This is a genomic window from Achromobacter sp. 77, assembly GCF_020541125.1.
GTDB lineage: Bacteria > Pseudomonadota > Gammaproteobacteria > Burkholderiales > Burkholderiaceae_B > Achromobacter > Achromobacter mucicolens.
Map to the genome: position 1 here is coordinate 4,934,048 of NZ_CP059848.1, position 13,043 is coordinate 4,947,090.

Sequence of the window (13,043 nt, forward strand, 5' to 3'; positions counted from 1 at the left end):
CTGTGATCAACGTTCCGCGCAGCACTCGCCTTAAGTAGTACATCCGCCTGGCCCAATTTATCCATCTCCTCGTACACGCTATTGGCCTTGTCAAAGAGCCCCGTTAGCGTCTTCGCCATATCCAAGTCGGGTGTTCGAGAGTGTTCGAGGAACAATTTGCATGGGCGGTGGGTGATCGCAGCAGGTTGGAGCCGCGAGTCGCCCTCACCCACGGCGCTTTCCCACGCGCGGCGAATTCGCCGGTGCGCGCCCCGGCCGCAACTTCCAGCGGTGCGCATTGGCCAGCAACTGTGCCTGAACGTTCGGCGGATAGTCAGCGACGGTAGTAAAAGCGGGCGCCGGCTTTCCCGGCTGGCCTGCCTCACGAATCACGCGCGGCCAACGTGGACGCCAGCACAGAAGCAAAGAAGCCCAATGCGCTAAGCCAACAATGACGAAGGCGGGAGAGATCAGCACGCAACCCAACCACGTCAACGGGCCGCTATTGCGCAGAAACGGACCTAGCGCCTCGAACTGCGCCGTGAAGGCTGGCCAGGGCAAAGGAAGCGGCGAGCTGATGCGCGGCTTCTCGACAGCTTGCACACCGCCTTCGTCCATGTACCGGCGGATGAATTCCCATTCGGACTGTAGGTCGGACAGACGGCTGCTTTGCCTTCCGATGAACGCGATGGTCGGAAAAGGCAAGTCCGTGCTATCTCCTGGGTACCAACCCATCACCAGCCTCAATCCAGGTATTTCCTCTGTATGCACACCCTCCCAAGGCAAAACCAGAATCCCCCCGCAGCTCGCCGGCCGATGAAGAAAAACTTGACGGGTGATCCGGTTGAAGCGGATAAGGATGTGCCGAGAGGTCAACGCTTCAAGGCGGGTTAACTGGAGAGCGTACTTACAGTAGAGCCAAAGAAGGATGGCGGTACCCAGCGTCGTTAGCAACGAGAAAAGGATAGCGCCAAAGCTCCACGTGGCACTCGGCTCGCCTCCTCCAAACAAGAACCATAAAACGGGCGCATCGAAGTCAACCCAAGTCCCAATGAGAAAGCACAGGAAAATCAATGAGCAAAGCGTTAGAAGGCCGCGCTTGTCTTCCATGCCACCACATCGCATTTCGAGGAATATGTCGTTACACGCATAGACCGGCCCCATTGTTGATGCGCGCTGGAAACGCTTTGCGGCCTGCCGTGCACGATCCTCTGCAACGCTATCCTCGTATGCGGGCTGGACGGTCGGGTACACCTGATTTCCATCCTCTTTCAGGTTCTTCTTGAACCATGCATCAGATTTGACGCAGCTGAGCCAAGCGATCCATTCAGCGACGTACATCAGACCACCTCCGAAAGAGCGCCAAACAACGCGCCCAGCTCAGTCGATGCATCATCAAACCCTTTCTCGTTTCTATATTTAGGTCCGCGGTAGAGCGTTTGCTTACACCATTTTTTTAGCGCATCATCATCGAAGATTGCGATAGCCACGGTAATTGCGATGGTCAATAACGTCCCTCGGAGCAACACCCGTCTCAAGAAGAGGACTACGGCCTTTCGCGCGAACAGCGCCGACATTCGAGCGAAGACGTTATAAAAAAAATCAAATCTAGTTCTCGCCGCGCGCTCGGCCATAAGCTTAATCATGGGTCTAGCTGCTGCAATCGCCAAACTGAACTGACTGGCCGCCATCGCCATACCTACCAATGCACGGAGCCGGTAAGCACGCGCTAGGACCTGCATGCCATCCGCCTCGGCTTTAGCTCCGTCGCTCCAGTCGTAGACTGCGAGCACAGATCCTCCGGCCGTCGCCAACGCCCCACCCCACAGCCGCAACCTCCCCAAGAACACCGTGGCCCCCACCCCGGTCGTGCTTCCGGGATTGAAGTGCCTCAACACCAGCTCCGTCCCGCAGGCCAGCATTTCGATCCCCGCCGCGCCGGCGGTCAGCACGGCGGCCGCCAGCTCGGCTCTCTGCCTGTCGTCCTGAGGCAGGCTGTGCATTCTTAATCCAAGCAGTCCGGCCTCAAGCAAGAGCAGCCACCCGCTGGCCCTTACCTTGTAGAACTCGCTGGAGCGCGCATCCACCAGCTCCGTCGCGAAGGCGAATTGGACGTTCTGCTTGATCTGGCTTCGCATGACAGTCCGGTCCGCGCTGTGGCCGATGGCCTGCAGGTCCTCTAGCCTGAGGTTGACGGCGCGCTCGCCGATGCTGGCGGCGAGCCAGCTGCGGGTGGCCCTGTGGACGAACCATTCGTTGCCTTGCGAGGCGTGGCGCAAGGTCTGACGGCCCAGGCTGGCGTACCAGGCCAGGACTCCACCTGACAGTCCCGCCTTGTTCGATTTGTCCAGCGCTTCGTACACGCTATTGGCCTTGTCAAAGAGCTGCGCTAGCGTCTTCGCCATTTCGAGGCCCGTGCGCGTGTACTGGTAAATGGTTTCGCCGGCAGCGAGCGCCGGCTCGGATTTCGCGGATTCGCGGATGCGGTCCATTTCCGCCAGGATGGCATCCTGATTCAGTCCAAAGCTTCGCAGCGCGAGGTTCTTGCGGTCTCGCACCCCACCCTGCCACCACTCTTGGATGACGTTGGCACTGCTTTCGCATCCTTCCGCACCGAAGACGCACAGTCCTGTCTGACCCGCAAACCGCCAACCGCTGGCAAGATCGGCGTCGTCATAGACGTCCAACCCATCCAGTAATTGCTCGCTCTGCAACCAGACTTCGTATGGCAGTGCCCAACGCGCCGCTTCCTGTTCCACAATTCGACACTGGGTCTCGAAACCCACGAGCGCCTGTTTCATGGCGTAGATTTGCAACGCCGCTTTCGGGTCCGGCGGAGTGACGTACTTGCTTTCGAAGCGGGCGCGGTATTCGCCGCTGTCCAGTTTGGCTTGCACCCGCGCCCTTATCGTGGCTTCATAGTTGCGCACGTGCTCCTGGGCTGCCGCTTCCCAGCGCTTCTGCTGCGCCTCGTCGAGGATCCAGTTGCGCCCCCGCGCCATCTCGGGATTGAACACCTTGTCCCGTTCGATCTCGATGTAATGCTGCGCCTCCAAGGCAGCAGACCTTTCTTCAAACTGATTCCGAACATCGCCGAACGCCTGCGCCACCAGAATCTTGCGTTCGTTGCTGATGCCATTATTGGCCCCACCCCTGTTCAAGTAGTCCTTCAGCGTCTCGACGGCCTCGTTTCGCCAGGCGTTGAGTTGCTGAGTAATGCCGATGGGGTCGCGCAGCACGATAGCGGCGCCGCGGGCTCGGGTGACCGTCGGCCTCAAATCCGACGCGACCAATTGCGGGGCGTGGTGATAATCCGGGTCGGAATAGAGCTGATCGGCAAGTGTGGGCGCCAGGCGGGTATGGGCCGCTGCGATGCTCTCGGCAATGCCATTGTTCGTGGAAGACATGTCGAGCACGTCGGGAGCAAACGAGCAGCTGCTGGCGATTTCCTTGATGTCGAATGCCTGCAGCTTGTTGCGCAACGAATCGGTATCGCGCAACTTGTCGAGCATGCGCTCGGTAAGCACGTCCGGAGTGAACAGCAGGCGCGCTTCCTGGATGTCTTCCGGGGCCTTGAATAGAATGGTCCAGCCGCCATATCCAAGCAGGCGGCACGGTTCGGGCGCGTACTGCGAATCTGGCGAGTAAGGCCAGAATGGGGAGAACACCCCTGTCCCTGTCGCTCGCCACGCGCTTTCGCAATTCCATTTTCCGAAGCGCTTGATGAACGCGTACAGGTAACCCTGGCGCATGGCGCGCACGGCGTAGCGGACGCCTTTGGCTTGCAACGCGGGCAACCCCAGGCCGAGATTGCGAGGCAGATCCGGCGCCAGCGCGGCAAGCGCTTCCGGATCTTCGCTGGTCACCACGGCATAGCGCAGCGGAAGAATGGCAACTTCGGACTTGCAGTCGACGCACGGGCTGGGCGCTTCGTCCCGTCGAGTACTGCGCGCGACGTCGACTGCCTGCGATAGCAGCGCTTCCAATGACACCTGACTCATGACTGCACGTCCTTAACGCCTGCCCGAGCCAGAGCGGCGAGCGATTCGTTCAACGTCTCGGCACCCGTCGCGGCGCGATCCAGCGCGTTCTGCCATCGACGGTCCAGCACGCGTTGACTCCAGGAACGATTCATACCGACGATCACGTAGGTCGTAAGATCTTCGTGGCGCGTCAGCCCTGACCGGCGTCCAGCGTTGAGTTGCGCCTCGACCTGAGCAAGCCTGACGCCGCCACAAGCGCTATCGAAAACGTGAGGCAATTGCGCTTCCAGGGTGTGCAGCAGGCGGTGAGGGAGGGGGTCGGATTCCAACACTTGCCACAGAGCGGTGCTCAGGTGCAGCGGCTGCGCAGGCGACGAGCCATCGCTTTGACCTCTGCCACGGATCCGGCGCCACAACGAGGACGCTTGCGTCGCGTCCTGGAACCACCAGGACAGGACCGGACCAAAAAACCGGGACACCCATTCGCGGTCGGCATGCGCATACAGAAGCGGCGTGATCGCCGGATCGTAGTAGCGCAGCAAATATTGCTGATTCGACTCGCCGATGGCGTAAGTTGCTCCGCTAAAGTGCAACGCAAGCTCCTGCGGCGGAACAACGCTTGAGATCCAGGAATTCACGTACGCGGCGCAGCGGGCTCCGACTTTCGCCAGCACGGTTTCATACTGCGCAGGCCCAAATCCGTTTGCGCCAATAAGCATCGGGCCCAACGGCTTCAGTGCATCCAGCTGCGGATCCATGAGTAATGGATGAGCATCACCCGCGATATGCTCGGCGATTTCTTGCCGCTGGTCTTCCGGCACCAATGCCATGTCTATCAATGCCATGAGGTGGCACGACCGTGAACCCTCGCCGTCATGGATCTCTTGGTTCAGCGCCCTGATCAAGTCGCGGGAGATCATGCGCCCATCCTCATCAATGCCTTGCGTTCCCGGGCGGCCTTCAACCAACAGCTGACGCAAATCGGCTCACCCTGTTCGGGCGCGCTAGCCAATGAGAGGAAGGCGCCATCTCCGTTTGCTTGCTGGCTTATGGGAGCTTTGAGATGTATTGCCACGCCGCTGAGCGTGATGCCAGACCGGTTGATATGCAACGACCCGCCCGGCCCCTCCAGCACAATTTCATCCTCCACCTGAACCTTGTAGACCTTGGTCAGGTTCCGGATTTCCTGGCCCGCCTGCAGATGCGCATGCCCTTCGATGCGCTGCTCCAGGTGCCCTCCGATTTCCGTCCAGTGATTCGCGGCGGTCTTGTCGCGCCGGTGGTTGCCAACCTCTTCGATGCGGTCTTTGACGATAGAGATGGTGTGGTCACGTCCCACGGCAAGCGAGGCGTCCTGGCCGATGTCATGGCGCCGGTCACGCGCGATGGTGACCCGCTCGTCGTTGCCGACGGTCTCCGTGCGGTCGTGGCCGATGACGATGGCTTCATCGTTCTCGACCCGCTCCCTGCGGTCGTGTCCGACAAACGTGCTCTCGTCGTTGTTGACGTGGATACTCTGGTCCTTCTGCGCGTGGAGGTAGATCTCCTCTTGTCCCGCCTCATCCTCGAAGCGCATTTCATTGAAACCGTCTCCCTTGTGGGTCTGGCTCTTGATGGTCATGCGCGTTTTGTGCGCCGGAAGATCGTACGGCGGCAACTGGTGTGCGTTGTAGCTCCTTCCCGTGATGACCGGCTGATCCGGATCGCCATCGAAGTTGCTGACGATGACCTCCTGCCCGATGCGGGGGATGGCGATGTGGCCCCACAGAGCGCCGGCCACGTTCTGCGACACGCGTATCCAGCAGGAACTGTGTTCGTCCAGCTTGCCTTCCCTGTCCCAGGGAAACTGCACTTTCACGCGTCCGTAGTTGTCGCAGTAGATCTCCTCGCCAGGCGGCCCCACCACTGTCGCTTGTTGAGGGCCATCGATGCGCGGCTTGGGCAGCGGTTCCGCGCGCCACTCGACATCGTCGGGTACCAGAGTGGCAGTGCAGTGGTAGTGAGTGCCTTGCTCGGCGTCTGCGCTGTCTTCAGCCTGGCTTGTGTACTGCTTGCCGTGGTGCGCCAGGCGGATCGGCCGCCAACCGCGATTCATGTCCTCGCGCGGGTGGCCCACGAGGTCGAAGGAAACGCCTGGCGTCAGTCGCGCATCATCGCCTTGGGCGACCGCCACGCAAGCCCCGCCCCGCAGGCCGCGCAGGCGGTCTCGGGTGAACTGCACCCCCGAGATGTTCTTGTAGCGTCCCGGGTAGTCGTAACGTTCATAGTCGAGCGACTGGTTTGCCCCTTTTTCCACTGCTCGTTCGGTGTGTTGGTCGTAGTGCGGGTTCTTGAAGTCGTAATCACGCTGGGCATGACGCGCCGTGCGTACCTGTTCCGTGTACAGAAAACTGTGAAGCGCGGGCGTTGGGCGGTCTCCGCCGGGCATGGGGTTGTATTCGACGGGCGGGCCGTCGGCTCTGCCGAATACCCATAGACGGTCGCAGTGGATCAGGCGGTGGCCATCAGCGGCGTGCATGAAACCGTAGAAAAATCCTTCTTCGCGCATGATGCGTTCGACAAAGGTGTAATCACTGTCGCCTGCCTGGACGCAGTACTCCCGCGGAAGATGGGATTCGGTGCTCCATTGCTCGTAAGCTTGCGTGATGCGGTGTTTGCCGAGGACGGCTTTGGCAATGTCGGGAACAGCAAGCGCCTGGAATATGCGCCAGTCTGAAGCGAGTTTCAGACGCGCCAGGCGAGGTTCCACTGTGGCGCGATAGCGCGTCCGCCTAAAGCCGGTGTCACCTTGCTGAAACGAAGACACCAGCCCATGGACAAGCCTGACGGCACGTCCGCCCGCCCAGATCGTGAACAAGGCGGGCTGGTCCAGTATCCCGCCAAAGTCGACTTCGGCACTCGCGCAGCTCAGGTCCACCTCGAGCAGAAAGGTCTCGGACAGCGCTTCAACTAGACGAAACTCGATGACATCGAACGCGTCGGCACCAGCAGTAAACGTAAAACGCAGATCAGATTGGACGGGCACGGGGCGCTCCTGCGGCTACGGCTCGCACCAACCACTTGGGTGCAGACCGAGATGGGTTCTACGTCCACGGCACAGGGACCGGAAGTGGACATAACACACCGTCAGGATCGTGCCCGTCGCGTCGACAGGCGTATATAGGAAGCTTCTTATTTGCGACCTGATCGCGCCGCGGAAAAAAAATGAGCCCACGAAGTGGGCTCATTGATGGCGCAAGTTGGCACGCGTTGCATCGCGCGCCCCAGCATGCTGGGCTACCGCCGAAGCCTGCGCGGGTCTCGCGGGTAAATCACACGTTAAACAAGAAATTCATCACATCGCCATCCTGCACGATGTATTCCTTGCCTTCCGCGCGCATCTTCCCCGCTTCCTTCGCGCCCTGCTCGCCCTTGTACGTGATGTAGTCCTCGTACGAGATCGTTTGCGCGCGGATGAAGCCGCGTTCGAAGTCGGTGTGGATGACGCCGGCGGCCTGGGGCGCGGTAGCGCCGATGGGCACGGTCCAGGCGCGCACTTCCTTCACGCCGGCGGTGAAGTAGGTTTGCAGGCCCAGCAGCTTGAAGGCGGCGCGGATCAGGCGGTTCAGGCCCGGTTCTTCCATGCCCATGTCCTTCAGGAAGGCTTCGCGGTCGGCGTCGTCGAGGTCGACGATTTCGGATTCGATGGCGGCGCAAATCGCGACGACGGGCGCGTTGCGGGCGGCGGCGAATTCGGTCAGGCGGTCGAGCAGCGGGTTGTTGGTGAAGCCGTCGTCAGCGACGTTGCCCACATACATCGCGCGCTTGGCGGTGATGAAGCAGAGCTGGGCGATGTCGGCCTTTTCTTCGGTCGTCAGGTCCAGCGAGCGGATAGGCTTGGCTTCGTTGAGCTGGGCGACGCACTTTTCCAGCACGGCCACGAGGCGTTGCGATTCCTTGTCGCCCGAACGTGCGGTCTTCTGGTGGCGTTGCAGCGCCTTTTCGGCGGTCTGCAGGTCGGCCAGGGCCAGTTCGGTTTCGATGACTTCGATGTCGGCGATCGGGTCGACCTTGCCGGCGACGTGGATCACGTTGGGATCTTCGAAGCAGCGCACGACGTTGACGATGGCGTCGGTTTCGCGGATGTGCGAGAGGAACTGGTTGCCCAGGCCTTCGCCCTTGCTCGCGCCGGCGACCAGGCCCGCGATGTCGACGAATTCGACGGTGGCGGACAGGATGCGTTCGGGCTTGACGATTTCGGCCAGCTTCTGCAGGCGCGGATCCGGCACTTCGACGACGCCGACGTTGGGCTCGATGGTGCAGAACGGATAGTTCTCGGCGGCGATGCCGGCGCGGGTCAGAGCGTTGAAGAGTGTCGATTTGCCAACGTTGGGCAGGCCGACGATGCCGCATTGCAGAGCCATGGGAATCCTGTGTAAGTACGGTATTGAGCGTTAACGGCGTAGTTTACCCCGGCGGGGTGAAACGACGCCTTCCTGGCGGACGTGATGCGGCCCCGACGACGCCGCCGGCGAAACGCCGCCGACATGGCTGCCGGGCATACGCCCTTGCCTTCAGACCGTGCGCCCCAGCCCGAGGCCTTAACCGGCCGCGGCCGGCGCGTAGCGCATGACCAGCCAGATCATCAGGATGGGGCCGGCGTTGAACACGGAATGCAGCAGGATTGCAGCGCCGATGCCGCGGCGCACGCGCATCCAGCCCAGCACGAGGCCGGTCAGCCATTGCGGCAGCACCAGCAGCGGCAGCAGCCAGTACGGCGTCTTGTTGTAGACAAAGTTGGTCAGATGCACCGCGGCGAACGTCAGCGCGACCAGATGGAACACGACGCCGAAGTGCTGCAGGTAATACCTGCGCCAGTTGGTGTCCCAGCCTTTGAGCGGCTCAGGACGTGCGCGCAGCCCCCACACCGCCAGCAAAATGAACGCGGCCAGCAGCAGCCCCGTCCAGAGCTTGGGGCCCCACAGCACGACCGGCACCAGCGCAGGTATCAACCACAAGGCCTGGCGCGGCCGGCGCAGTCCGTAGCGGAACAGCATTTCCTCGACCAGCGGCGCCCACAGCACTGCGGTCAGCCAGGGAATGTTGTGCGGATCGAGCCGATGCGTCACGCCGCCCAGCCCGGCGGCGGCCACGGCCACGGGGCCCAGCGCGAAGAGGTTGATCGCCCACAGCACGGCGGCCCAGGCCAGAAGGCGCCCCGGCCCGATGCCCGGCCACCAGTCGGCGGCGAGCCCGCTGCCGCAGGCGCGGCACGGCAGCCGCGACACCGGATGCGGATGGCGGATGAAGCGCCAGAAGTCGGCGATCTCGCTGCGAAAGCGCAGCTTCCGGGTGGACGGGCCTGGTTTCATCAGGACTCGTTGCCGCTATGCAGCTGGCGGGTGGCCAGCGCGAAGTCGCCTGCCAGCATGGCGGGCACGACGGCGCGGCAGCGGTCGATGACGGCTTCGATTTCCTTTTGTTCCTCGCGGCGTGGGGGGTGCAGCACGAAGTCGGCGACCTGTTGGGCCAGGCCCAGCGTGCGTGGATGGCCGATGCCGATGCGAAGGCGCCAGAAGTTGGGGCTGCCCAGCGCGGCCTGGATGTCCTTCAGGCCGTTGTGACCGGCGTGGCCGCCGCCCTGCTTGAGCTTGACCTGTCCGGGCATGAGGTCCAGTTCGTCGTGCAGCACCAGCACTTCTTCCGGCGTCAGCTTGTAAAAGCGGGCCAGCGCGCCGACCGCCTGGCCGGAACGGTTCATGTAGGTGGTGGGCTTGAGCAGCAGGATGTTGTCCGCGCCCTGGCGTGATTTGGCCACCATGCCGAAAAAAGACTTCTCGAGCGCAAAAGAAGTGCGCAGATCGTCCGCCAGATGGTCGGCCAGCCAGAAGCCGGCGTTGTGCCGGGTGGTTTCGTAGTCGGGACCTGGATTACCCAGTCCCACGATGAGGCGTATGGGAGTAGACATGATGGGGGTGTTTAAACCAAAAAACCCTGCGCATGCAAATGCACACGCAGGGTTTCGGGCGTAAGCCGCAGGAAAGCCGCAAGGGCTTTCCGGCAGGACTTAGGCGGCCGGAGCAGCTTCTTCGGCTTCGTCGGCAGCGGCAGCGCCACCCTTGGTGACCGCGGCGGCCAGCAGGGGGTTGTCTTCACCGCCGTGGGGGACGTAGGTCACGCCCATGGGCAGCTTGATGTCGGCCAGGTGGATCGAACCGCCGGCCAGCACGTCAGCCAGGTTGACTTCGATGAACTGGGGCAGCGCCGACGGCAGGCAGGTGATTTCCAGTTCGGTCGTCACGTGGCTGATGATCGCACCGCTCAGCTTCACGGCCGGCGAGATTTCAGCGTTCACGAAGTGCAGCGGCACCTTGGTGCGCAGGGCTTGGTTGGCGTCGACGCGCTGGAAGTCCACGTGCAGGACTTGCGGCTTGTAGGCGTGCCATTGAACCGAACGCAGCAGAACTTGCTCATCCTTGGCGCCTTCGAGCTGCATTTGCAGGATCGATGCGTGGAATTCTTCCTTGCGCAGCGCGTGGTAGATCTCGTTGTGGTCGAGTTCGATGTTCAGGGGGGCAGCCGTACCACCATAAACAATGGCGGGAACGCGGCCCGCGCGGCGCAGGCGGCGGCTCGCACTCGAACCCTGGACGCTACGCGCAGTGGCGGTAAATTTCATGGATAACTCCGAAACAATAAAGGTGAAGAGACTTCACCGGTTGAAATCACGGCGCGCAAAGGGCGCGCCGTGCTTGTTTGCACCTTGCCGCGACCAGCAAGACGCAAATAACTGGAAATTCGGGCTGTGATCCGATCGACGCGAACGCGTCAATCGACAAACAGCGAGCTGACCGATTCGGCGTTGGAAATACGCAGGATGGTCTCGCCCAGCAGCGCGGCGCACGACAGCTGGCGGATCTTGCTGCTGGCTTGGCCTTGCTCGGAGAGCGGAATGGTGTCGGTGACGACGAGTTCGTCGAGTTCCGACGCTTCGATGCGGTCGATGGCGCCGCCCGACAGCACGGGGTGCGTGCAATAGGCGTAAACGGCGCCGGCGCCGCGGTCTTTCAGGGCCTGGGCCGCCTTGCACAGCGTGCCGGCGGTGTCGACCATGTCGTCCATGATGATGCAGGTGCGGCCGTCGACTTCACCGATGATGTTCATCACTTCCGACACGTTGGCGCGCGGACGGCGCTTGTCGATGATGGCCAGATCGGCTTCGAGCTGCTTGGCCAGTGCACGGGCGCGAACCACGCCGCCGATGTCCGGAGACACCACGACCAGGTTCGAGAAATTGCGGCGCCAGATGTCGCCCAGCAGGATCGGACCGGCGTAGATGTTGTCCACGGGAATGTCGAAGAAACCCTGGATCTGGTCGGCGTGCAGGTCCATGGTCAGGACGCGGTCAACGCCAGCGACCTGCAGCATGTTGGCCACGACCTTGGCCGAGATGGCCACACGCGCCGAACGCGGACGGCGGTCCTGGCGGGCATAGCCGAAGTAGGGAATCGCGGCGGTGATGCGGCCGGCCGACGCGCGGCGCAGGGCATCGACCATCACCATGATTTCCATCAGGTTGTCGTTGGTGGGCGCACAGGTGGGCTGCAGGACGAAGACGTCCTTGCCGCGCACATTCTCGTTGATCTCGACCATCACCTCGCCGTCCGAAAAACGACCGACGGTCATCTTTCCCAGGGACATATCGAGGTGGTTGACTACGTCCACGGCCAGCCGAGTGTTGGCGGTGCCCGTGAAAATCATGAAGCTATCGTTTGCCATGATGGATGATGCGATGGTCGTTTGAGACACTAACGAGTGATGCGGGGTGGTACCTGCGGGTGAGACCTAGTGCAGCACAATCAACTTGCACCAGCGAATCCGGAAAATAAAAAAGCTGCTGAACCCGGGCCAGTGTCTTACAGGCGTGTTCAACAGCTTTTTTATGTATTCGGTTGGCTGGGGAGGAAGGATTCGAACCTTCGCATGCCGGAATCAAAATCCGGTGCCTTAACCAGCTTGGCGACTCCCCAACTATCTTGCAATCCAATTCCGCAACGGATGTTCAGCTAATCCAGTACATGCCTGCACTAACCGAAACCGTGGATGCGTTTGGCTGAATGTTTTATCAGCGCCGCGCATTATAGCGGTTATTTCTTGTTCTGCCAAAACGGCCTGCGATGTTTCGGAAAATTCGGCGAATAAACATGCGCCTGATCCCGACATGCGAACAGGGAAACCCCGTTCAGCAAGCCACCGCGATGCCCCAAGTACTTCAGGATAAAGACGGTAGACCACCGGCTCCAAATCATTTCTTCCGTAAAGCGCGCATCCTTTGGCAAATTCACCGCTGGCAAATTTACCGCTGGATTCGCTAGGCAAAAATGTTTGCGAAGCAAGAAAGTCCGCTATTGTGATGTAAGAAGAATCCCTTGTCAAATCGGGCGCGGAAAAAATGCCAACAGTCGGCACGCTGGCATCCGGTTGCGCCACCAGATAGGCGCGGTCGGGCAGCGTCACGGCCGTGAGATCTTCGCCAATTCCCTGCGCGAATGCCGACTGACCGAAGACGAAGACGGGCACGTCCGCGCCCAGCGGCAGCGCCAGCGCCATGAGTTCCTGACGCGACAGTCCCGTGTTCCACAACCGGTTCAATGCGATCAGGACTGATGCAGCATCGCTGGAGCCGCCGCCCAGGCCGCCGCCTTGCGGGATGCGTTTTTCAAGGCTGATCTGCGCGCCCTGGCGCGTGCCCGTCGCCTTTTGCAGCGCGCGCGCGGCGCGCACGGTGAGGTCCTCATCTTCCGCGACGCCCGGCAGGTCGGTGGCGCGGCTGATGATGCCATCGGCGCGCACCTCGAAGTGCAGCGTGTCGCACAGATCGATGAAGCGGAACACGGTCTGCAGCAGGTGATAGCCGTCGGCGCGGCGGCCCACGACGTGCAGAAAGAGATTCAGCTTGGCGGGAGCGGGAACGTCGTAGAGAGTCACGAAAGACAACCGGTGCGAAAGGATTCCGTCATTCTAGCGAGACGGGCCGGCGCGCCAGGAAAACTGGCGGGCCGGCCCGTGCGCCGAACGCGTGCGGACACGCGCTGATGGCGG

10 protein-coding genes and 1 tRNA gene are annotated in these 13,043 nt (G+C 61.6%); all 11 read right to left on the reverse strand.

Annotated features, from left to right (window positions below):
- Window positions 1-204 precede the first annotated feature (204 nt).
- The 11 genes from H4P35_RS22835 to ispE all read right to left on the reverse strand — a co-directional run bounded on the left by H4P35_RS22835 (window position 205) and on the right by ispE (window position 12,929).
- Complete coding sequence (locus H4P35_RS22835; RefSeq protein WP_226847112.1) at window positions 205-1,320, reverse strand: hypothetical protein; 1,116 nt, start codon at window positions 1,318-1,320, stop codon at window positions 205-207.
- Window positions 1,320-3,980: a T6SS effector BTH_I2691 family protein gene (locus tag H4P35_RS22840; protein ID WP_226847113.1), complete on the reverse strand. Its 2,661-nt coding sequence runs from the start codon at window positions 3,978-3,980 to the stop codon at window positions 1,320-1,322. Before H4P35_RS22840 ends, H4P35_RS22835 begins: the two co-directional genes overlap by 1 nt.
- Window positions 3,977-4,882 (reverse strand): DUF4123 domain-containing protein, encoded by a 906-nt coding sequence (locus H4P35_RS22845; protein WP_226847114.1) that lies wholly within the window; start codon window positions 4,880-4,882, stop codon window positions 3,977-3,979. The genes H4P35_RS22840 and H4P35_RS22845 overlap by 4 nt, the downstream gene beginning before the upstream one ends.
- Window positions 4,879-6,987 carry a type VI secretion system Vgr family protein gene (locus H4P35_RS22850; RefSeq protein WP_226847115.1) on the reverse strand — a complete coding sequence of 703 codons (2,109 nt, stop codon included), beginning with the start codon at window positions 6,985-6,987 and terminating at the stop codon, window positions 4,879-4,881. Before H4P35_RS22850 ends, H4P35_RS22845 begins: the two co-directional genes overlap by 4 nt.
- 286 nt (window positions 6,988-7,273) lie before the next feature.
- Window positions 7,274-8,365, reverse strand: coding sequence for a redox-regulated ATPase YchF (gene ychF / locus H4P35_RS22855; RefSeq protein ID WP_128828955.1), 1,092 nt, complete (start codon window positions 8,363-8,365; stop codon window positions 7,274-7,276).
- Window positions 8,366-8,542: 177 nt separating this feature from the next.
- Window positions 8,543-9,313 (reverse strand): type II CAAX prenyl endopeptidase Rce1 family protein, encoded by a 771-nt coding sequence (locus H4P35_RS22860; protein WP_175156076.1) that lies wholly within the window; start codon window positions 9,311-9,313, stop codon window positions 8,543-8,545.
- Window positions 9,313-9,909, reverse strand: coding sequence for an aminoacyl-tRNA hydrolase (gene pth, locus H4P35_RS22865; RefSeq protein ID WP_175156077.1), 597 nt, complete (start codon window positions 9,907-9,909; stop codon window positions 9,313-9,315). The genes H4P35_RS22860 and pth overlap by 1 nt, the downstream gene beginning before the upstream one ends.
- Before the next feature lie 99 nt (window positions 9,910-10,008).
- Window positions 10,009-10,620, reverse strand: a complete 612-nt coding sequence (locus tag H4P35_RS22870; RefSeq protein ID WP_056325375.1) for a 50S ribosomal protein L25/general stress protein Ctc — start codon at window positions 10,618-10,620, stop codon at window positions 10,009-10,011.
- A 149-nt stretch (window positions 10,621-10,769) separates the two neighbouring features.
- Window positions 10,770-11,720: a ribose-phosphate pyrophosphokinase gene (locus H4P35_RS22875; RefSeq protein WP_056325372.1), complete on the reverse strand. Its 951-nt coding sequence runs from the start codon at window positions 11,718-11,720 to the stop codon at window positions 10,770-10,772.
- 174 nt (window positions 11,721-11,894) lie between these two features.
- Window positions 11,895-11,971 (reverse strand) — tRNA-Gln (locus tag H4P35_RS22880).
- 1 nt (window position 11,972) lies between these two features.
- On the reverse strand, window positions 11,973-12,929 hold the full coding sequence (ispE, locus tag H4P35_RS22885; protein WP_226847116.1) for a 4-(cytidine 5'-diphospho)-2-C-methyl-D-erythritol kinase: 957 nt from the start codon (window positions 12,927-12,929) through the stop codon (window positions 11,973-11,975).
- Window positions 12,930-13,043: the final 114 nt, after the last annotated feature.

Excerpts from the sequence above, each read along its gene's own strand:
- H4P35_RS22835 (WP_226847112.1), bottom strand. The coding sequence starts at position 1,320 with ATGTACGTCGCTGAATGGATCGCTTGGCTCAGCTGCGTCAAATCTGAT.
- H4P35_RS22840 (WP_226847113.1), bottom strand. The coding sequence starts at position 3,980 with ATGAGTCAGGTGTCATTGGAAGCGCTGCTATCGCAGGCAGTCGACGTC.
- H4P35_RS22845 (WP_226847114.1), bottom strand. The coding sequence starts at position 4,882 with ATGATCTCCCGCGACTTGATCAGGGCGCTGAACCAAGAGATCCATGAC.
- ychF (WP_128828955.1), bottom strand. The coding sequence starts at position 8,365 with ATGGCTCTGCAATGCGGCATCGTCGGCCTGCCCAACGTTGGCAAATCG.
- H4P35_RS22860 (WP_175156076.1), bottom strand. The coding sequence starts at position 9,313 with ATGAAACCAGGCCCGTCCACCCGGAAGCTGCGCTTTCGCAGCGAGATC.
- pth (WP_175156077.1), bottom strand. The coding sequence starts at position 9,909 with ATGTCTACTCCCATACGCCTCATCGTGGGACTGGGTAATCCAGGTCCC.
- H4P35_RS22870 (WP_056325375.1), bottom strand. The coding sequence starts at position 10,620 with ATGAAATTTACCGCCACTGCGCGTAGCGTCCAGGGTTCGAGTGCGAGC.
- H4P35_RS22875 (WP_056325372.1), bottom strand. The coding sequence starts at position 11,720 with ATGGCAAACGATAGCTTCATGATTTTCACGGGCACCGCCAACACTCGG.